This window comes from Fibrella rubiginis, assembly GCF_017353185.1.
In the GTDB taxonomy this organism is placed as follows: domain Bacteria; phylum Bacteroidota; class Bacteroidia; order Cytophagales; family Spirosomataceae; genus Fibrella; species Fibrella rubiginis.
The window spans coordinates 754,334-775,193 of sequence record NZ_JAFMYV010000002.1 but is presented as its reverse complement, the minus strand read 5'-3'; the positions used below and the strand labels follow the sequence as shown (position 1 = coordinate 775,193).

Sequence of the window (20,860 nt, the reverse complement as noted above, 5' to 3'; positions counted from 1 at the left end):
CATGAACCACACCCTCTACCTCACTGCGCTGCTTACGACGCTGGCTGGCGGGATCGCCCTGGCGCAAACGCCCCAACTGGCCAGGCCCGCCGACCTGACTACGGGACCTGTGGAAACGGGTTTGCCCGGCTTTTCGCGAAAGCAAAAAACGGCCGTTGCCGACCCTACTCTGGCCAGGCGCCTGAACGCTGCCGAAGCCCCTCTGCCCACCAGCCGGATGCAGCCACAAACGCTTACGGCCACCGGCAAAGCCCCCCTACAGGTACCACCCCTGCGGCTCAAAATTGTGCGCGACAGCCGGTCGGGCCTCCCGATCTACATCGAGAACCTGAACCCGCGGCCGGGGACAAATCGCAACGGCCGGCGGTCGGCGCAGGCTGCTGCTTATGCGTTTCTGGGCGAAATAAAAGGGCTGCTGGGCATGGGCAGTCCAGAGCAGTCGTTACAGATCAGGCAGACTATCGCCGACGATGACCTGGGCCAAACGCACTACCGCATGGCCCAGACCCACCGGGGCGTGCCGGTCTACGGAGCTGAGCTGGCCGTTCACCTCACCAACGGCGAGGTGACGCTGGTGAACGGGCAGTACCAGCCTATTCCCGCCACGCTCGACGTGCAGCCCGAACTGTCGCTGGCAGCAGCGGGCAAAGCTGCCCTGCGCGATGTGGGCAAAACGATTCCGGTGCGGATGTTCGGGCAGAATGTGCTGAAGATGGAGCCGGTGTCGGGTAGCCTTTGTGTCTACGCAGGCAGCGCCGATCAGCCCGCGCCCGCCCGGCTGGCCTACGACCTCACCGTGCGGCCCAACCTGGTGCAGCGCTGGCAGTATGTGGTTGATGCCCAAACGGGAGCTGTTTTGGCTAAACACAACAGCACCTGTAGCATTGATGGGTCGAAAGATGCCTCAGCGCGGGATCTGAACGGCGTTACGCGGTCGTTCAAAACGTACCTCTATGGTAACACGTACATCCTGCTCGATGCCAGCCGGGAAATCTTCGACAAGACCAAATCAAAACTGCCCGACAACCCCGTTGGCGGGTTGTGGACCATTGATGCGGCCAACACCTACGGCGACAATATCGAGGTGCGGCAGGTGGCATCGGCCAACAATACCAACTGGACACCCACAGCCGCGTCGGCGCAGTATAACGTGGGCATTGCCTATGACTATTTTCTGAAAACATTCAAGCGGAAATCGATCAACGGCAGCGGCGGCACCATCACGTCGATCATCAACGTCAACGACCCCGAAACAGGCAAGGGCATGGACAATGCCTACTGGAACGGCGAGTACATGCTCTACGGTAACGGCGATAAAGGCTTTAAGCCCCTGGCCGGAGCACTCGACGTGGCCGGTCACGAAATGAGCCACGGTGTTATTCAGAATACGGCCAATCTGGCTTACCAGGGCCAATCAGGCGCCCTGAATGAGTCCTTTGCCGACGTGTTTGGCGTGCTCATCGACCGGGCCAACTGGACCCTTGGCGAAGACGTGGTCGTGGCTAAATACTTTCCGTCGGGGGCATTACGGAGCATGGCCAACCCCAATCAGGGTGGCACCAACGACAACGGCTACCAGCCAAAAACGATGGCGCAGTATGAAAACACAACCGAAGACAACGGCGGCGTACACATCAACAGCGGCATTCCCAACTACGCCTTTTACCTCTTCGCCAGCAACGCCAGCGTGGGTAAGGACAAAGCCGAGCAGGTGTATTACAAAGCACTGACCCAATACCTCACCCGTTCGTCGAAATTCATCGACCTGCGGCTGGCCATTATCCGGGCCGCCACCGATACCTACGGAGCCAGCAGCGCTGAAGTAAACGCCGCCAAAGCCGCCTTCGACGCGGTGGGCATTGTGGAAGGCAGCAGCACGCCTGTCGACACCAAGCCGACTATCCCCGCCTCGACGGGGCAGGATTTTATCAGCGTAGTCGACGTATCGAGTGGTAAACTGTTCACAACAACTTACCCCGTCACGACTTTCACGGCCCGAAGCACCTCGAAGTTACTTCGTCGCCCCAGCGTGACTGACGACGGTAAGGTAGCTGTTTTTGTGGGCAGCGACGGGAAGATCCGGGCCAGCAGCCTGACCAGCCCCGCGTCGGAAACCGTGATTTCTCAGGAGGCAGGCTGGGCCAACGTGGCGGTGTCGAAAGACGGTACGCGGCTGGCGGCGCTGACAGATAAACAGGACGGAAAGATGTACGTCTACAGCTTCGACCTGGGCAAATGGCAGACGTTCAAGCTCTACAACCCCACCACGGCGCAGGGCGTGAAAACCGGGGAAGTGGCCTACGCCGACTCGTTTGAGTGGGATTATTCGGGTGAATACGTCATCTACGACGCCTTCAACAAGCTCAAAAACGCCTCTGGTACCGCAGTCGATTATTGGGATGTAGGCATTTTGCACGCCTGGGATGGTGCCAAGAAAAATTTCGCCGACGGGGTTATCGAGAAGCTGTTTACCGACCTCGATGAGGGGGTCAGCATTGGCAATCCGTCGTTTGCCAAGACGGCGCCCAACGTCATTGCGTTTGACTATTTCGACGAAAACGACCAGAGTTATTATGTGCTGGGAGCTAACATTGAAACCAGCGATGTGCAGGCCCTTTACACCAACAACACGCTCGGTTTCCCAAGCTATTCGCGCACCGACAACGCCGTGGTGTTCGGCACCGTCGACAAGAATAGTAAAGAGGCCGTGGCGCTCATTGGCGTGGATGCTGACAAGATTTCGCCCAAAGGATCGGCTTCACCGCTAATTACGGGGGCAAAGTGGCCGGTCTGGTACAGCAACGTGGCGCGTGCCCTGCCCAACCGCGTGAGCCAGACGCTGACATTTAACCTGCCCAGCAGTCGGTTTCTCAATGAGGGGGATCTGACGCTTTCGGCCACGTCGTCGGCGAATTTGCCGGTGGGATTCAAAGTCATGAGCGGTGCGGCCACACTGTCGGGCAACGTATTGAAAATGAGTGCCGTAGGGCAGGTAGTGGTGCGGGCGTTCCAGGATGGTAACGCCCAGACCTATGCCGCCACGCCCGTTGACCGCACCATCGACGTGCAGCAGTTGCTGGCTACCGAACCCACCTGGGTTGGCGACGTGCGGTTGTTTCCCAACCCCACCCGCAGCCGCTTGTCTGTAGAGCTGCCCACGGGCGTGACCTGGCAAAAAGCGGATTTGGTTAGCACGGGCGGGGCTACAGTCCAGCAACAAACCAACGCCTTGCAAAAGCCATTGGAGCTAGATGTAAGTGCCTTGCCAGCAGGCTTGTATGTGATCACCATCGACACCGACAAAGGCCGCGTCCAGCGCAAGGTGCTACGCGAGTAGGGGCGACCACGAGGGGCCGCCCCTACAGGAGAACCGACTGACAGGTGGGGCAACCTTATTCTTTCCGTTCTTTCTTCTTCAACGTAATTTCCACTACACCATACCTTGCCTCGTCACCGTATTCTTTGTATTTATTTCTCGCGTAACTGTCTTTAAGCACAGTGACAGATTCAATGGTGTTGGGGTCCAGCGCGGGCATCGTGGCTTTGTCAGCTTTTTTGCCGTTAATAATAAACAGCGGTTCGCGACCATCGCCAATGGCGTTTGTTCGATTGATTACGTGAAATGACGTTGTTGATTCAGCTTTGTTTGAAGTAGTGGCTAGGCTGGATAACCCTATTCTTGGAAAACTGTACACCCCTACCTGAATAGGGTCTGGTGTGGGAACGTACCCCGTCTTCTTGTCATCCAACTGAAATCTAATGGGCAGCACGTACTTCACGGCCACGGGTTTACCATTTTCTAGGGCCGGATTCCATTTAGGCATTTGCTTCACGATCCGAACGGCCTCTTCGTCAATGCCAAAGCCAATACTCTTGAGCACCTGAATATTGCTTAATGAGCCATCCTCGTTCACAATCATTTCGATCAAGGAAGTGCCATCTATGTTGGCTTTAATGGCGCGTTTAGGGTAATGAATAGTCTTGATCAAAAACGATAACAGTGCTGACTCCCCACCTGGGAAACTGGGGGCCGACTGCCTGTTCGGTGTTGGTGCAACGTACCCTGACTTCTTATCTGACAACTGGAAATTAATGGGTAGGTTATATCTGACGGTAACAGGTTTGCCGCTCTGCCGACCGGGTACCCAGTTGGGCATGGCTTTCATGAGCCGGATAGCTTCGGCATCGCAGCCGAAACCAAGGCCCTTCAAAATTTGCAGATCACCAAGAGACCCATCTGTATTCACCACAAACTGGACAAATACTTTACCCGACACCTGCGCCCGCCGGGCTGCGTCCGGGTACTGAATATTATCATCCAGAAACTTGGTCAGTGCCTGCATGCCTCCGGGAAACACAGGCTGTTGCTCTACCACCGTAAATACTTCATTCTCGCTGCCGATGGGAGCCGTTGCCGTACTGGGGGGACTGGTCATGGGCACAGACGATACGTCGGCAGTTTCGCTGGCGAGGGCAACCAGCAGAATAATGTGTCGCCCATTTGCCTTTATCTCCCTTTCTTCTGACCTAAAACCGACGAAGCTTGCCACAAGTGTGACTGGCTTATCGTTTGGCAGGTTGATTTTGAAATTGCCTTCTGCGTTTGCGGTAGTGCCCCTTGTATCATTTTTGATGACAATGTTAGCGCCCGGTAGTGGCTTGCGCGTGGCCCGGTCAATAACTCGCCCTTCTATCAGCACCGTATCTATGGAGGCCGTTATGGTAGCCTCGGTCGGAGCAATGCCACTTGTTACTGTCGCCGTAGTGGCTACCTCAGTGGATGCTTCTGGGCGCGTAGTCATGGCCAGCAGTGCAGTGGCAAGGGGCATAATAAGCGCGTATTTCCAGAGGGCGCGGCGGTTGGTGTGTTGTTGATACAGCATCTGAATACGTTGTTTTAGTGTGGGCGATTCGGGTTGGGCGGGGCCAAACGAATGCGTCAGGCCATCGGGGGCGGTTTCGGTCCCGCGGCTGGGGAGGTGAAACGCATAGTCGAGAAGGAAGCGGGCGTAGGTGTCGCGGTCAGTGGCCGCTTGGGTCAGGGCGTCGCGGTCGGCGAGAAATTCATGCACCTGCCGAATGGCCCGACGGTAGCCAAAAAGCACCGGATTGGGCCAGCAGAGGGCCTGTAACACATCCATGAGCAGCACGTCGACGCTATGCCGCTGCCGTATGTGTACCAGTTCGTGCTGCCGCACAGCTTCTGTATGGGCATCGTCGGGATTGAGCACCAGGTACCGAAAAAACGAGAACGTGGGCGTTTGGGCGTCGGTGGGGTGCACGAGCGTATAGGTGGGCAATACCTGCGCTGGCCACTGCCTGATGAGCCGGAGTAACGCCCCCGTACGCCAGCCTGTGCGGATAAGCAAACCAAGCGCCACGGCACCCGCCAGCCAGAGGGCCAGCGTTGGCCAGTCGGGCAGGAGCGGAGCTTCCGGTGCCACAGCAACGGCCATCACGGTACCCAGGTCTGCCGCAACCGCGGTCACCACCGGTTCTTCGGTGCCCCAGGGCCACGCCCAGGCCAGACCCGGAATGTTGACCAGCGGCAGCAGCCACGCCACCACCACCGAGGCCAGCAGGTAGACCCGGTTGAGGCTGAGAAACGTATGGCGCCGGAGCAGCAGCCAGTAAAAGCCGTAGAACAAGGCCAGATACAGGTTAGCCTTACACCAGTAGAGCAGCAGGGGCGAATCGAGCAGGGCCGTGGTCATGGCTTTTGTCGGTTGAGAAGGTCGATGATCTCATCGGCTTCGTTGAGGCTCACGTTGCGTTCTTTCACAAAAAACGACACCAGTTTTTGCAGCGACCCATCGAAATAATTGGTCATAAGTTGCTCGGTCTGGAACCGGCGGTATTCGTCTTCCGATATCAGCGGGTAATATTCGTGGGTCTTTCCGTAGGCAGTGTAACCCACCACGCCCTTCTTCTCCAGAATCCGAATAATGGTCGATACGGTGTTGTAGGCTGGTTTTTCGCCTGTCGAATCCAGAACGGGGAGGTCGGCAAGTACGTCTTTGACAAATCCTTTCTTCAGGCGCCAGAGCACACGCATGATGTCTTCTTCGGCATTGGTTAGTTCTCTCATAGGGCTGGTTAGTTTGTGTCTAAACGAAGTTAGTACTATTTTGTTAGTTAAAAAACTATTGACTTAGTTATAAAGAATAAAAAGGGGTGTAAGTATTAAGAAGTACTACTAATCGTTGTCGCTTGGCTTCGCCGAGTGACCTATATCAAAGGGCCTCCGGCCCGTAGTGCGACGTTGAGAGGGTTTCAATACCCTTTACAATTCAGCCTACGGGCCGGAGGCCCTTTGAATACAGGTCACTCGGCGAAGCCAAGCGACAACGATCAATAGTACTTCTTACGACAGGTACTTCAGCTTTACCACTTCTTTGGCTTCCAGGAACCGCCACTTACCACGGGGCAGTTCTTTTTTGGTCAAACCGGCGAAAACTGTACGGTCGAGCTTGGTGACTACATAGCCGAAATGCTCGAACATGCGCCGCACGATGCGGTTACGGCCCGAGTGAATTTCCACACCAATTACCTGGGCATCGGGCGTGACAATAGCCAGGTCGTCGGGCTTAATGAAGCCGTCTTCCAGTTCTACACCCGCACGGATGGCCTCGAAATGCTCGTCGGTGATGGGCTTGTCGATTTCTACCTGATACACCTTTTTCACGTTGTTCGACGGGTGCGTCAGCTTACCGGCCAACTCGCCGTCGTTGGTCATCAGCAGCAGACCCGTGGTATTGCGGTCGAGGCGGCCAACGGGATAAAGACGGAACGGACCGGCGTCGGCAATAAGGTCCATGACCGTATTGCGCTCTTCAGGGTCTTCAGTGGTGGTGATGTAATCTTTCGGCTTGTTGAGCAGCAGGTACACCATTTTCTCCGGGTTCAGCACCTTGTTGCCGTATTTCACCACGTCGCCGGGTTTTACGCGGTAACCCATCTCGGTGATCACGGTGCCGTTTACCTGCACGTCGCCTTTGGCAATCAGCTCGTCGGCCTCGCGGCGCGAGCAAATGCCCGCGTTGGCAATATAGCGGTTCAGCCGGATGGCGTTAGGGTCACTTTTGCGTTCACGTTCCAGGTTCCTCGCTACCTTCCGCGATTGCGGCAAGTTTTCCTTCATGCGGTCCATGTTGTAGTTGGGCGCACTTTTGAAATAACCCGTGCGGCGTTCGATGTGCCGCTCGCCGGTTTCGCCTTCGTCAGCACGTGGCCGTTCGTCGCGCGGGCTGTCACTGCGGCGGTCAAACGAGCGTGGTCCGGCATTCCGGGGTGCCCGGGGTGCATCATTACGGTCGTCGCGGCGGTTGGCCGATGTACGGGGGCGTGGTTCGCGGGCCGGTTCGTCGCTCCGGTCAACGGGTTTGCGCTCATCACGGTCAAAGGAGCGAGGCTCGCGGGGAGGACCCTCACTGCGGCGGTCATCATCGCGGCGGCTAAACGGCCTGCGGTCATCATTCCGGTCGCCTCCGGCATAGGGCTTCCGTTCAAATGGCCGGGCGGGACGCTCATCGCGGTTGTCGCGCGGTCCGTCGTTACGGTTATCCCGCTCAAAGGGGCGGGCAGGCCGCTCACCGCGGTCAAACGGTTTGCGCTCGTCGCGGTCATATGAGCGGGCCGGGCGCGGGCTGTCGTTGCGATCACGGTCAAACGAGCGCGGTTCGCGGGGAGCATCCCGATCAAAGGAACGTGGCTCACGCGGAGCGTCGCGGTCAAATGAGCGGGGTTTATCGTCGCGGTTGAAGGGCCTGCGCTCAAACGTCGACCGGTCGCCGTCGCGTGGACGGTCGTCGCGGCGGTCACCACCGGCGTAGGGTTTGCGCGGCCCGTCGTTACGGGGTCCGGCTTCCCGGTCGAAAGGCTTACGGTCGTCTGTCCGGTCACGGTCAAACGAGCGTGGTTTATCACCGTAAGGCTTACGTTCACCGTCATAAGGCTTGCGCTCGCCACCAGCGTAGGGTTTCCGCTCGAAGGGTTTGCGGGCCGAGTCACCGTGGTTGCCAGTGCCACCCATGAAAGGCTTGTATGGTTTACGGGGGCCATCGCTACTGCCGCCGTAGGGCTTGCGGTCGTTGTCTTTAGTATAGGAACGAGGGGCGTCGGAACGGGGCCGGTCGTCGTCACGACGTGGGTAGGCCGGGCGTGATCCGGCATCCCGATCACTGCCAGCGCGCTGGTTGTCACGGTTAAAGGGGCGGGCATCATCGCGACGGCCACCTGAACGACCTTCACCATCCCGGCGGTCGTTGTTATTCGAATTTCGTTTCATGGAAAAATGCAGTCTGCATCAACTGCCTGTTTTGGCTTAATTCCGCTGACAGTCAGCCGATAAAGGGAATAGCTGATGGCCAATGGGGCCGCAAAGATACAGCTTTTTGTCCAATTCTATTCCGGGGATTTGCCTGTATCGAGGGGTCCGGGTAGGTCTTATGCCATCGTTGACGAAAATACCATCAATACTTATCCGGCTAGTAAACGGATTACCGCTTACGAAGGTGCTTATGAAACGTAACTAACTGTTCAATAGGTTTGTACATATCACTCCTCTCAAACCAGAATATGAACTATTTCCTGGCCCTTACCCTAACTGTATTGCTTTTGCAAAAGACCGTTGCCCAACCTGCGCTGCCACCCACGCCCCAACGGCCCGTGACCGACACCTATTTTGGCAAAACGGTTGTAGACAACTACCGTTGGCTCGAAGATATGGCTAACCCCGAAACCGCAGCCTGGTTTAAAGCGCAGGGCGACTACACCAACGCCGTTCTCGCCCAGATTCCGGGGCGAGACAAGCTCATTGACACCTTCGCCGATTATGACAGTCACCTGTCGGTGCGGTATGGCGAAATCAAAAAACGGGGCAACACGTACTTCTACCGCAAAACACTGCCCACCGAAAAGGCCGGTAAACTATACATGCGGGAAGGCCAGAAAGGTGCTGAAAAAATGCTCTTCGACCCCGCCGCCTACGCGCCGGGCAAAACGTACCTGATGACCGCTTTCACCCCCTCTTCCAACGGTCAGAAACTGGTTATTGGATTGCAGGAAGGCGGAGCCGAGCTGTCCACCATCCGTACCATGACCGTAGCGACGAAAACCTTTGGCCCGGAGAGCATCACCGCCGTCTTCGGGGGCGAGGTAAGCTGGCTGCCCGACGACAGCGGATTTTTATACACGCCCAACAACTCGATGGATACCAAAGACCCTAAAGGTAACCTGAACACTAAAGGGCGGCTGCATAAACTCGGTACCAATCCGGCCACGGACCCCGACCTGTTCTCTATCGAAAAGAACCCTGATTTTGGTATTCGGGCCGATCAGTATCCGATTATGTTTTACTCCGACGACAACACACAGGTATACGGCTACCTGGGTACGGTCGACCGCCGGGCCACGGCCTGGGTGGCCCCGGCTTCGGAAGTGGGCAAGCCGGCCATAGCCTGGAAACGGCTCTGTACTGTCACCGACAGCGTCAGTAGTTTCGTAAAACTGGGCAATCAGTTGTTTCTGGAAAGCGTGAAAGGGGCACCCAATGGGCAGATTCTGGTAACGGACGCCACCAACCCCAATCCGGCCAAGGCTACCGTGTTACTACCGGAGGGCAAACAGCGCATTACACGAGTAGGCTCATCCAAAGATTTTTTGTTTGTAACACTGAGCGATGGCATCAACGAGAAAATCAGGCAGTATAACCCCCGCAGCAGGCAATGGGCTGAGGTGCCTATTCCGCTGAGTGGCACTACCGGCCTGGAAGCCTACGATGCTGCCCATAGTAATGAGGTGCTCGCGTACGTTAGCTCCTGGAAGCAACCCACCGTCGTCTACGACTACGACCCCGTTACTCAAAAGCTGGTCAGCAGCCTTTTCGATGTGAAGGTAGATTACCCCGGCGTAGCCGACCTGGTAGTGGAAGAACTGGAAATTCCTGGCCACGACGGCACCATGGTACCGCTGTCGCTTATTTATCGAAAAGACCTGAAGCGCGACGGTAGCGCGGTTTGTTTCATGAATGGCTACGGCGCCTACGGCAATTCGTCGGTGCCCGTCTTTGCGCGGCAGCGGCTGGCCCTGCTCAACAAAGGCGTGGTGGTAGCCGAAACTCATCCGCGTGGCGGTTCCGAGAAGGGGCAGGCATGGTACAAGGCGGGCTACAAAACCACCAAGCCCAACACCTGGAAAGACTTTATCAGCAGTGGGGAGTACCTCATCAAAAACGGCTACACCAGCGCGGGTAGGCTCATTGGCATGGGTACGAGCGCCGGCGGGGTGCTCATTGGCCGGGCCATCACCGAGCGGCCTGACCTGTTTGCTGCCGCCATCAGCAACGTGAGTTGCTCGAATGCTCTTCGGATGGAAAACTCGCCCAACGGCCCCGTCAATGCGGCGGAGTTTGGCACCGTGAAAGACTCCACCGAATGCATGGCGCTCTACGAAATGGATGCGGTCAACCATGTTACGGCAGGCACGAAATACCCCGCCGTTATTTGCGTGGGGGGCTGGAACGACCCCCGCGTAATCGCCTGGCAGCCGGGCAAGTTTGCCGCCGCCCTGCAAAACGCAACGTCGTCGGGTAAGCCGGTGCTCATGCAGGTCAATTACGACAACGGCCACTTCACCGAAGACAAGGCCGTTACCTTCCGCAACTTCGCCAATATGTATGCCTTTGCCTTATGGCAGGCTGGGCACCCCGACTTTCAACCAGCCGGCGTGGCTAAAAAATAACCTGACAAGCCATTGACTGTAGTGTATTTCCTGACTTACCGACCATGAAAACCACATCCCTACTCCTGGCAGTATGCCTGTCTCTTCCAGTTACTCTGTTTGCACAGGGGCCGGTTTCGGCCACGCTCACCAACCCCGGCAACAAAACCTTCACTGTTCCGAAGAATCCGAAATTGCCTAAGCTGAACTGCATCATGAGTAATGGCAAACCCCGGCCATTTGATTGTGAATTTACGTTCGTCAAACTGGAGTTTTATGGTAAAAACGGGGCACTGCTCGGCACGGCGAAGCCCACAAAAGGACAACCCCAGTCAACGCCATTGCCGTTTGACCAAGCCAAAAAATCGGCCCCGGCTGGCCAGAATGGTCTCATTACCTACACCGTTAAAGCTTATTTCACCCGTCGGGTGAAACCCGCGTTTCCTGTCAGCAAAGGGTACCAGATTCGCTCGTGTATGGTCACCAACTGCCTCCAGCCCGACCAGAATCAGACGGTCGTATCGGGCCTGACAATGCCCGCTGCCATCGGTGATAAAGCCGTGCAGACGTTCGACTTGTCCTGGCAGTACAGTAAGAAAGGAGGCCAGTTTATTGGTCCCCGTTCGCTATATCTTGAGAACGACGTGACGACCACCAAATTCCCCTTCGATGCTGGCGTGACCATGGGCGACAAGTCGGAAGCATGGATCTCGTTTATGCCGTCTATTACTGGTGATCCCTCTCCGGCCAACTAATCCCAGGCCTTGAGGTCAGAAGCCGTTAGCGCTGATAAGTACCGCTCACAAAATCGAGTAGCTTGTCTATCAATAAGCTGGTAGCTTAGTCTCTTTAACGTTCGTCTCAGACCCCCTATGCACCCATCTGCACGCTTCCTTACATACACACTTCCCTGTAGTCTGCTGCTGGCAGGCTCACTGCTGGCTGGCGACCTGCCCAAGAAGCCGGTAAAAACCTATACCATCGGGCAGTTTATGAAGACGGTCCGGTTTGGCGGGGCCGACCTCTCGCCCGATGAAAAGACGGTGCTGTATAGCTCGAATCAGGACGGCATCTTCAATTTATATGAAGTGCCTTTTGCCGGTGGGACACCCAAACAACTTACCCACTCCAAAACGGAATCGCTGTATGTGCTTGGCTATTTGCCCGACGGACGGATTCTGTACAGTGCCGATCAGGGAGGTAATGAACTGACGCACATTTATTTGCGCGAGAAGGACGGAGCCGTAACGGATTTGACGCCCGGACCGAATGCCAAATACCAGTACGCCGGCCTGAGCCATGACCGCAAGAGTTTTTACTATCAATCGAACGCCCGCAACAAGGCCGCCTTCGATGTATTCGAGATGGACCTGGCTACCATGAAACCCCGGATGATTTACGAAAACGGGGGCGGCTTTTTCCCCGGCGACGTCTCGCCCGACCGGCGGTACATTGCCCTCGGTAAGACCGTGACAACTACCAACAGCGATGCGTACCTGTTTAATACACAGACGAAAGAAGTTAAAAACCTGACGCCTCATACGGGCGAGGTAGCCAATAGCCCGCAGGAGTTCAGCCCCGACGGCGCCAAACTCCTGATCCGCACGGATGCGGGCGGCGAGTTTGCCTATGTACAGGCCTACGACCTGAAATCGGGAAAAACAGAAACCCTCGACAAAGCCAGCTGGGACATTGCCGCCGATTATTATTCCTACAAAGGCCGCTACCGGGTGGTGTCGGTGAACAACGACGCCCGCACCGAACTTCGCCTGATCGATACCCGCAGCGGGCAGACCGTGGCTATGCAGGGCCTGCCGGCGGGTGACGTTACGGGCGTGAACATCGGCGACAGCGAAGGACGGATGCTGTTTTTCGTGAACAGCTCCAACGCACCCGCCACCCTGTTCAGCTACGATTTCGCCGCCAAAAAAGCTACGCCGCTGGTACGCGGGCTGAACCCCGAAATTGACCCCGCCGACCTGGTTACGGGTGAGGTGATCCGCTACAAATCCTTCGACGGGATGGAGATTCCGGCCCTGCTCTATAAACCTAAAGACGCCTCAGCTACCAACAAGCGCCCGGCTATCCTGAGCATCCACGGCGGGCCGGGTGGCCAAACGCGCCTGAACTACTCGCCGCTGGTGCAGTATCTGGTCAACGCCGGGTATGTGGTGCTAGCCGTAAACAACAGAGGGTCATCGGGTTACGGCAAAACGTTCTACGCTGCCGACGACCGCAAACACGGCGACGCTGACCTGCGCGACTGCGTGGAATCGAAGAAGTTTCTGGCCCAGACCGGCTACGTAGTGCCCGACAAAATTGGCATCATGGGCGGCTCCTACGGGGGCTACATGACCCTGGCAGGCCTCACCTTCACGCCTGATGAGTTTGCGGTGGGTGTCGATATTTTTGGCGTAGCCAACTGGCTGCGGACACTGAACTCCATGCCTGCCTGGTGGGGACCACAACGTGATGCCATGTTCAAAGAAATTGGGCACCCCCAGACCGATTCGGTGGCTCTCTACAATAAATCGCCGTTGTTCCATACGCAACGAATCAAAAAGCCGCTGCTTGTTATTCAGGGGGCCAATGACCCGCGCGTGCTCAAGATCGAGTCAGACGAGATTGTGGCGAACGTGACCAAAAATGGCGTTCCCGTCGAGTACGTCACCTTCCCCGATGAAGGGCACGGTTTTGCCAAGAAAGAGAATGAAATCGTGGCTTACGAGGCCGTGCGCAAGTTTCTGGACAAATACCTGCTGGGTACCGAAACGGCACAGCGATAAGGGAGTGTATAAATTACCGTGGTCGGTGTAGCTTCGCGCATCGTGCCCTTCGACAAGCTCAGGGTGACAGGAAATTAAAACAATCCTCTTGAATTGATTCAACGTCCCTGTCACCCTGAGCCTGTCGAAGGGCCACCAGCGCGAAGCCTAGAGCGCGAAGCTGCACTACTAATCCCCTTCCTCATGACCCGCCCGATCTTCTCCCTAATTGGCCTTTTGCTGTTCATCACAGCTTTCTCTCCTACTGTATACCAACCCGAACCAATTCGTGTTTCGGGCGGGCTGGTTTCGGGCATTGTTAATCCCAAAACGGGTATTCAGTCATTCAAGGGTATTCCCTTTGCGGCCCCGCCCGTGGGTAACCTGCGCTGGAAGGCCCCGCAACCCGCGAAACCCTGGACCGGCGTTCGGCAGTGCGATGCGTTTGGTCCTAGTCCCATGCAGGGTGTGCCGGCTCCGTTTGGCCCGTGGAGTGCCGAATTTCTCATTCCAAAAGCGCCCATCAGCGAAGATTGCCTGTACCTCAACGTCTGGACTGGGCAGGCGGGCGCAACACAAAAAAAGGAATCCCGCCGGCCGGTGCTGGTCTGGATCTACGGCGGTGGGTTTTCGAGCGGTGGGAGCGGGGCGCCCATCTACGACGGTGAAGCCACCGCGCAAAAAGGGGTTGTCTTTGTGAGCATCAACTACCGGGTAGGGCCTTTTGGCTTTTTCGCGCATCCCGAACTCACGCAGGAGTCGGGCAAAAACGCGTCGGGTAATTACGGACTGATGGATCAGATTGCGGCTCTACAGTGGGTGAAGCAAAACATTGCCGCCTTTGGCGGTGACCCCGCCAACGTGACCATTGCCGGCCAGTCGGCGGGGTCCATGAGCGTTAACTGTCTGGTGGCCAGTCCGCTGGCAAAGGGATTGTTTACCAAAGCCATTGCCGAGAGTGGAGCCAGTTTTGCCCGGCCGCAGCCGCTGCTCAAGCAGGCCGAAGAAAGCGGGGTAGCCGTGATGAAGGCAATGGGCGCCTCGTCGCTTGCCGAACTCCGGGCTAAATCGGCTGATGAGGTGTTGGCCAAAGCACAGGGTAGTGTACGCGGCCCCATCACCGACGGCTATGTGTTGCCCGAATCCATTGCCGCCATTTTTGCCCATAAAAAGGAGAACAGCGTGGCCCTGCTAACGGGCTGGAACGAAGACGAAGGCATGGTGTTTGGCCCGCCTAAAAACGCCGCCGACTACCGCAAACAAGTGGCGCAACAGCAGGGAGCGCGTGCTGACGTCTACCTGCAGCATTACCCCGGCACCACCGATGATGAAGCCGCCGATTCGCAGCTGAAGGGGTCGCGTGACCAGGTTTTTGGGGTGCAGAACTACCGCTGGGCCACCCTTCAGAGTGAGCAGGGCAAGCCGGTTTACGTGTATCGGTTCACCCGAAAACTGCCCGCTTCGGGTGAATACGCGCACTACGGGGCTTTCCATACCGGCGAAGTAGCCTACGCCTATGATAACCTGCGGTTCATTGACCGGCAACTCAGGCCCCTGGATGGCGCTGATGACAAACTAGCCACTGAGATGTCGGCCTACTGGGTTAACTTCATCAAAACGGGTAATCCCAATGGTGGGGGCCTGCCGCAGTGGCCAGCCTATTCAGCCACGGGCAAACAAGTGCTGATCCTGGGTGAGAGCACCCACGCCGAACCCCTGCCCGACGCGGCCCGGCTGGCGTTTCTGTATGGGCTGATGAGCAACTGATTGCCAAACGCGGTATGTTGAGAATAGTAATAATCCGTTTATATAGCTGGGGACAGGCTTTACAGTGAGGTAATATAGGAAAGCGAGCTTTGCGGCTCTGTCAACCAGTAAAGCCGCTCTTTGCTCATGATCCGCTCGTCGCTGCGTTTACCAATAGTTGTTTGCCTGGCCCTCGCTTGTTGGGTTAGTGGCTGTCAGGACCACCGGATGGTGCCTCAGGTGGGCTTCCCAGCCGTTGTTGATGCCATAAATCCAGGTACGTTTCTACCGGCGGTGCTCACCAATGTAAACGGGGTACAGGTGTATAACGGTGGGTTTGGCTCCGCCATCGCCGCTGACCCAACAGACCCGGCCGTATTTTATATGCTGACCGACCGGGGGCCAAACATCGACGGTACGCTGGCCAATTCCAAGGTATTTGCCCTGCCTGGTTTTGCGCCACAGATTGGCAAGTTCCGGCTGATAAACGGGCAAATGACGCTGGAAAAGGTCATTGAACTTAAAAATAGCACCGGTGATAAACTTAACGGCCTGCCTAACCCGGCCAATCAGGGTGGCACAGGCGAAACGGCCCTAAGCGTGGGTAACACCAACCTGGGCACAAGCGTAGATGGTATCGACTCGGAGGGGATGGCCATAGCACCCGACGGTACGTTTTGGGTGAGCGATGAGTATGGTCCCCATATCGTGCATTTCGATGCAACTGGCCGGACCATCGAGCGGATAAATCCATTTGGCAGCGGTACAGGAGGTCGCCGCATTCCACTCGTGTTTGCTACCCGCCGTGCAAACCGGGGTATGGAAGGCCTCACGATTACCCCCGACGGCAAGACGCTGGTGGGGATAATGCAGTTCCCGCTTTATAACCCGTCGTCGGCGGCTATCTCCGGCTCGTTAGTGACTCGAATTTTAACGTTCGATATTGCGAGTGGCAGCACGAAACAGTATGTGTATCTCATTGAACGGTCTAATCTTCAGGCCATTAGTGAAATTACGGCCATTACCAATACAACGTTCCTGGTGCTGGAGCGTGATGGTGAATACGGGACCGACGCCAATAAAGCTACCCTGTTCAAACGCGTCTATAAAATTGATCTGAGCAATGCTACAGACATCTCAGATCCAGCCAACGGGGCCAATGGTAAACTGTTTGGTGGCAAAACAGTGGAAGAACTCAAAACGGCGGCGGCACTGCAAACCAACGGCATTGTGCCCGTTAGCAAATCACTGGTGCTTGATCTGGCCACCGACGTATCGCCGGTATATCCACACGACAAAGCTGAGGGAATGACACTGCTATCGCCCACGTTGCTGGCCGTCTCAAACGACGACGATTTTGGGGTAACAGGCACTGGCACGTTTGTAGCCAAACTATTACCCGCTACCAATGCCGTAGACAGAAACCGGGTGTATTTCATTACGCTTAAGGCACCGGTCAAATAGCCGGAATGTATCGTTCTGTTTCCCGAGTGGACCTTCTCTGAACTGGGTTGGTCCACTTTGCGGTTAGTCGGTAGGGCGCTCGTACCTTTGCCCAACGATCTTTTTTTACCTTATGCAACGCGTTTATTTCGACAATGCCGCCACAACCCGGCTCGATCCGGTGGTGTTGGAGGCCATGCTGCCCCTGATGCAGGAGAATTTTGGCAACCCCTCGTCCATTCATGGTCATGGCCGTGTGGTGCGGTCGGCTATCGAAAAGGCACGCAAAACGGTGGCGGGCCTCCTTAACGCCGCCCCCGCCGAAATCTTTTTTACGTCGGGCGGCACCGAGGCCGACAATACCGCCATTTTGGGCAGCATCGACACCTATGGCATCACCCACGCCATTACCTCACCACTAGAGCATCATGCGGTGTTGCATACGCTGGAATACCTGGCCAAAAGCGGCAAAATAAAGCTTAGCCTGGTAGCCATCGACGAAGCCGGACGGCTGGATTATGACCATCTGGAAACGCTGCTGAAAACCAACCCCAACTCACTCGTGTCGCTGATGCACGGCAACAACGAGATTGGTAATCTGCTCGATATGAGTCGGGTAGGGGATCTGTGTCAGGAATACGGTGCCATCTGGCATTCCGATACGGTGCAGACCATGGGCCATTACCGGCACGATTTGCAGACCCTGAAAGCCGACTTTATTGTGGGTGCCGCCCATAAATTTCACGGCCCCAAAGGCGTTGGTTTCCTCTACACCCGCCCCACCGAACGCGGCTCCATTCACCCGTTTATTCATGGCGGGGCGCAGGAACGCAACCGGCGCGGCGGCACCGAAAACGTCTACGGTATCGTGGGCTTGGCTAAAGCGCTGGAGATTGCCTACGCCGAAATGGCCGAACACCGCGCCCACATAGAAGGCCTGAAGCAACGTATGATCGACCAGCTCCGCGCCCAGATTGACGATGTTCAGTTCAACGGACTGTCAGCCGACCTCGACCAGAGCCTTTATACGGTGCTGAGCGTGAGCCTGCCTCCGTCCGACATCAGCGACATGCTGCTCTTTAACCTGGATATCGCCGGAATTTCGGCGTCGGGTGGTTCGGCCTGTTCGAGTGGGTCTGAAGTGGGGTCGCACGTGTTGGGTGCCCTGCCTGGTCTCGATCCAAACCGGGGTAACATCCGGTTCTCATTCGGCAAATACAACACCGCCGACGAGGTCGATTTCGCCGTCGCCAAAGTAGCCGAGTTGTATGTGGGAGTGGCTTAATGAGTGAATTGGCGATTGAGCGAACGTTTAACCCAAACACAATACACTCAATCACTCATTCGCTAATTCACTCATTGACAGCGCGTGCCAGCGTTGGGCTACGGTCAGTGTGTAATCGATGAAGGCGCGGGCGGTGCGGTCGTATACTTCGTGGCCCACAAATTGCCCATCGGCATCCAGGTTTTTGTCCGTCTCGTGCGACTCGTACAACTTCGGCGAAATAATAGAGAAGTTATTGGTGAAGCTGATGACTTTGTTCAGCACCGTGGTCATGTCGAGCGCCGGCTGCCGTCCACCCCGTCCGTTCGACACGCCTACCATAGCGAAAACTTTATTGTCGAAGAGTTGATTGAACGCTGGTCCGCCAAGGGCATGAAAGGCGTTGAGGATTTGCGGCGTGGCTGTCCAGTTGTATTCGGGCGACGCAAAAAAGACCAGGTCGGCGTTGCCCCAGGCGCTAACAAATTGCTGCTGAAAGGAAGTAAGCGTCTCGGGTTTCATCCAGGCAGACCCCACAAAAAGAAGGTCATACTGCTCAAAATCAACGATTGTCACCTCATGCTGACCCGTTTCCTGCAACACGTTACGAACAAATTTGCAAAAACGCAGCGTGTTGCTATTGGCGCGTGGTGAGGTAGAAATAATGGCAATTTTCATAGGAAAGTGTTGCGGCCAACCCAGGCTACGTTGGAATGGGGGGCGGCATATAAATAAAACCCCGGCGTTGCGCAGATAGTTTATCCGGTAAAGCAGCGCACAGACGCCGCACCTACTATGACTTCATCACGCATTTGTGTTATCACCGGCGCTAATTCTGGCATCGGCAAAATTACGGCCCAGGAATTGGCCAAAAAGGGGTTCGACATCATCATGTTGTGCCGTAATCTCGACAAAGCCCGGCCCGTACAGCAGGAAATCCAGGCCGCCAGCCCGGCCCAGAAAATTGATCTTATCCGCTGCGACCTGGCCAGTCAGACGTCCGTGCGCGAAGCTGCGGGCGAGGTCCACGCCCGCGTTGACCGCATCGACGTGCTCATCAACAACGCGGGTTTGCTCGTCAACAAAGAGCAATACTCACCGGAGGGGTACGAATTAACGTTTGCCACCAACCACCTCGGCCCGTTTTTACTGACCAACCTCCTGCTCGATCTGCTGCGTAAGGGACAGGACGCCCGCGTGATCACGGTAGCCTCGGAAGGGCACCGGCTCACCGGCACCTTCCGCCTCGACAATTTGGCCCGCCCCAACTCCTACAGCCCCATCTTTGCCTACGACAGGTCGAAGCTGTGTAACATTCTCTTTGCCAAAGAGTTGTCAGAACGGCTGCTCGACGATGGTATCACGTCAAACAGCCTGCATCCCGGTGCTGTACGAACCAATTTTGCGGGTGACCCGGGGGGGATGATGAACGTCGTCTTTAAACTGGCTAGCCCTTTTCTGCGCACCCCCGAAGAAGGTGCCGACACCAGCGTCTGGCTGGCCTCCTCGCCCGACGTAGAGCACGTAACGGGCTTGTACTTCGCCGACCGCAAACCGAAAACCCCCTCCGAAGAAGCCCAGAATGGTTTCTACGCCAAGAAACTGTGGGCGATGAGCGAGGAAATGGTGGGGAAGGAAGAGGATGGAAAATGAAAAATGGCTTCGCGCTGGTGGCCCTTCGACAAGCTCAGGGTGACAGGAAACTAGAATCAATTTACCTGAACTGCATTAGATGGGCTGTCACCCTGAGCTTGTCGAAGGGCCACCAGCGCGAAGCCATTTTTCATTTTCTACTCCTTCACTCCAGCGCCCGTTTCAAATCAAAGATCAGGTCGTCGGCGTGTTCCAGGCCGATAGACATGCGAAGGAGGTTGGGGGGTGTTTGGCTATTGGGGCCTTCCACACTGGCGCGGTGCTCGATCAGGCTTTCAACGCCGCCGAGACTGGTAGCGCGGGTGAAAACCTGCACTTTGGCCGCTACCCGGATGGCATCATCGGCACCGCCGCGCACCTGGATGGATAGCATGGCACCGTAGCCGGTCATTTGCTTTTTGGCAATTTCGTGACCCAGGTGGCTTTCCAGGCCGGGGTAATGCACAGCTTCCACGTGCGGATGCTGCGCCAGAAATTCGGCCACCTTACCCGCCGTTTCAGTTTGCATCCGTACCCGGGCGACCAGCGTTTTTATACCCCGCAGTACCAGCCAGCATTCAAACGGCGACGGCACCGCGCCCCCCACCGACTGCAACCGGCGAATGCGCTGGTAGAGCTTGCTGTCTTCTTTAAACACCAGGGCCCCACCAAGCACGTCGGAATGGCCACCGAAGTATTTGGTAGTGGCGTGCATGACCACGTCGCAGCCCAGGTCGAGGGGGCGTTGCAAAATGGGCGTGGCCCAGGTGTTGTCGCAGACGCAGATTGCCCCACCTGCATGAGCGATGTTGGCAATAGCCTGAATATCAGCGATTTTCAGCAACGGGTTCGACGGCGTTTCTACCCAGACCACCCGCGTATTTTCGTGCATGGCGGCTTGCACGGCGGCCAGATCGGTCATGTCGACGCGGGTATAGGTAAGGCCCCAGGGGTGCATCAGCTCTTCGAGCAGGGCGGGCGTGCCGTAGTACGCATCGGTGGGAATAAGCACATGGTCGCCGGGGGCAAGGGCCAGAAACAGGTTCATGGTGGCCGCCTGCCCCGACGCGTAGGCTGCCGTGGCAAAACCGCCTTCCAGAGCCGTCAGGCTGCGTTCGAGCGAATCGCGGTTGGGGTTGGCGTTGCGGGCATAGAGGTAGCCATGCTTGAACGACCCGTCAGCATCGCGCTCAAAGGTAGTGGAGAGGTAGATCGGCGGCGCCAGCGCACCGGCGTTGCGGTCGTAGTAGTGCGTGGAAAGAAGCGCAACGGTTTCGGGTTTCATAGGAGA

General features: G+C 56.5%; 13 protein-coding genes. 8 read left to right on the top strand and 5 right to left on the bottom strand.

Features of this window, described 5'->3' with window-relative positions; translation table 11 throughout:
* Position 1: 1 nt before the first annotated feature.
* Positions 2-3,337, top strand: coding sequence for a M4 family metallopeptidase (locus J2I47_RS06735; RefSeq protein WP_207363772.1), 3,336 nt, complete (start codon positions 2-4; stop codon positions 3,335-3,337).
* 55 nt (positions 3,338-3,392) lie between these two features.
* Here the strand turns inward: J2I47_RS06735 and J2I47_RS06730 are convergent, their stop codons facing one another.
* From J2I47_RS06730 to J2I47_RS06720, 3 genes are all read right to left on the bottom strand, one after another.
* On the bottom strand, positions 3,393-5,714 hold the full coding sequence (locus tag J2I47_RS06730; protein ID WP_207363771.1) for a M56 family metallopeptidase: 2,322 nt from the start codon (positions 5,712-5,714) through the stop codon (positions 3,393-3,395).
* Positions 5,711-6,088 carry a BlaI/MecI/CopY family transcriptional regulator gene (locus J2I47_RS06725; RefSeq protein ID WP_207363770.1) on the bottom strand — a complete coding sequence of 126 codons (378 nt, stop codon included), beginning with the start codon at positions 6,086-6,088 and terminating at the stop codon, positions 5,711-5,713. Before J2I47_RS06725 ends, J2I47_RS06730 begins: the two co-directional genes overlap by 4 nt.
* Positions 6,089-6,364: 276 nt before the next feature.
* A complete protein-coding gene (locus J2I47_RS06720; protein WP_207363769.1) occupies positions 6,365-8,287 on the bottom strand; it encodes a pseudouridine synthase in 1,923 nt (640 codons plus the stop codon).
* A 290-nt stretch (positions 8,288-8,577) separates the two neighbouring features.
* Between J2I47_RS06720 and J2I47_RS06715 the strand changes: the two genes are divergently transcribed.
* The 6 genes from J2I47_RS06715 (at position 8,578) to J2I47_RS06690 (ending at position 17,958) form a co-directional block, all read left to right on the top strand.
* Positions 8,578-10,740 carry a prolyl oligopeptidase family serine peptidase gene (locus J2I47_RS06715; protein ID WP_207363768.1) on the top strand — a complete coding sequence of 721 codons (2,163 nt, stop codon included), beginning with the start codon at positions 8,578-8,580 and terminating at the stop codon, positions 10,738-10,740.
* Positions 10,741-10,784: 44 nt separating this feature from the next.
* Positions 10,785-11,474 carry a hypothetical protein gene (locus J2I47_RS06710; protein ID WP_207363767.1) on the top strand — a complete coding sequence of 230 codons (690 nt, stop codon included), beginning with the start codon at positions 10,785-10,787 and terminating at the stop codon, positions 11,472-11,474.
* A 117-nt stretch (positions 11,475-11,591) separates the two neighbouring features.
* Entirely contained in the window at positions 11,592-13,505 is a 1,914-nt protein-coding gene (locus J2I47_RS06705; protein ID WP_229374323.1) for a S9 family peptidase, read from the top strand.
* 183 nt (positions 13,506-13,688) lie between these two features.
* Positions 13,689-15,251: a carboxylesterase/lipase family protein gene (locus J2I47_RS06700; protein ID WP_207363766.1), complete on the top strand. Its 1,563-nt coding sequence runs from the start codon at positions 13,689-13,691 to the stop codon at positions 15,249-15,251.
* Positions 15,252-15,377: 126 nt separating this feature from the next.
* On the top strand, positions 15,378-16,694 hold the full coding sequence (locus J2I47_RS06695; RefSeq protein ID WP_207363765.1) for an esterase-like activity of phytase family protein: 1,317 nt from the start codon (positions 15,378-15,380) through the stop codon (positions 16,692-16,694).
* Between the two features lie 112 nt (positions 16,695-16,806).
* A complete protein-coding gene (locus tag J2I47_RS06690; protein WP_207363764.1) occupies positions 16,807-17,958 on the top strand; it encodes a cysteine desulfurase family protein in 1,152 nt (383 codons plus the stop codon).
* A gap of 51 nt (positions 17,959-18,009) precedes the next feature.
* On the opposite strand, the gene J2I47_RS06685 is transcribed toward J2I47_RS06690, so the two are convergent.
* On the bottom strand, positions 18,010-18,615 hold the full coding sequence (locus J2I47_RS06685) for an NAD(P)H-dependent oxidoreductase (RefSeq protein ID WP_207363763.1): 606 nt from the start codon (positions 18,613-18,615) through the stop codon (positions 18,010-18,012).
* 117 nt (positions 18,616-18,732) lie between these two features.
* Between J2I47_RS06685 and J2I47_RS06680 the strand changes: the two genes are divergently transcribed.
* Positions 18,733-19,590: an SDR family oxidoreductase gene (locus J2I47_RS06680; RefSeq protein WP_207363762.1), complete on the top strand. Its 858-nt coding sequence runs from the start codon at positions 18,733-18,735 to the stop codon at positions 19,588-19,590.
* Between the two features lie 145 nt (positions 19,591-19,735).
* Here the strand turns inward: J2I47_RS06680 and J2I47_RS06675 are convergent, their stop codons facing one another.
* The gene (locus tag J2I47_RS06675; protein WP_207363761.1) at positions 19,736-20,854 is read right to left on the bottom strand and encodes a trans-sulfuration enzyme family protein; all 1,119 of its coding nucleotides are present in this window, start codon (positions 20,852-20,854) and stop codon (positions 19,736-19,738) included.
* Positions 20,855-20,860 lie beyond the last annotated feature (6 nt).

Coding starts and splice junctions, on each gene's coding strand:
- J2I47_RS06735 (WP_207363772.1), top strand. CDS start 2: ATGAACCACACCCTCTACCTCACTGCGCTGCTTACGACGCTGGCTGGC.
- J2I47_RS06685 (WP_207363763.1), bottom strand. CDS start 18,615: ATGAAAATTGCCATTATTTCTACCTCACCACGCGCCAATAGCAACACG.
- J2I47_RS06720 (WP_207363769.1), bottom strand. CDS start 8,287: ATGAAACGAAATTCGAATAACAACGACCGCCGGGATGGTGAAGGTCGT.
- J2I47_RS06725 (WP_207363770.1), bottom strand. CDS start 6,088: ATGAGAGAACTAACCAATGCCGAAGAAGACATCATGCGTGTGCTCTGG.
- J2I47_RS06695 (WP_207363765.1), top strand. CDS start 15,378: ATGATCCGCTCGTCGCTGCGTTTACCAATAGTTGTTTGCCTGGCCCTC.
- J2I47_RS06715 (WP_207363768.1), top strand. CDS start 8,578: ATGAACTATTTCCTGGCCCTTACCCTAACTGTATTGCTTTTGCAAAAG.
- J2I47_RS06700 (WP_207363766.1), top strand. CDS start 13,689: ATGACCCGCCCGATCTTCTCCCTAATTGGCCTTTTGCTGTTCATCACA.
- J2I47_RS06705 (WP_229374323.1), top strand. CDS start 11,592: ATGCACCCATCTGCACGCTTCCTTACATACACACTTCCCTGTAGTCTG.
- J2I47_RS06690 (WP_207363764.1), top strand. CDS start 16,807: ATGCAACGCGTTTATTTCGACAATGCCGCCACAACCCGGCTCGATCCG.
- J2I47_RS06730 (WP_207363771.1), bottom strand. CDS start 5,714: ATGACCACGGCCCTGCTCGATTCGCCCCTGCTGCTCTACTGGTGTAAG.
- J2I47_RS06710 (WP_207363767.1), top strand. CDS start 10,785: ATGAAAACCACATCCCTACTCCTGGCAGTATGCCTGTCTCTTCCAGTT.
- J2I47_RS06675 (WP_207363761.1), bottom strand. CDS start 20,854: ATGAAACCCGAAACCGTTGCGCTTCTTTCCACGCACTACTACGACCGC.
- J2I47_RS06680 (WP_207363762.1), top strand. CDS start 18,733: ATGACTTCATCACGCATTTGTGTTATCACCGGCGCTAATTCTGGCATC.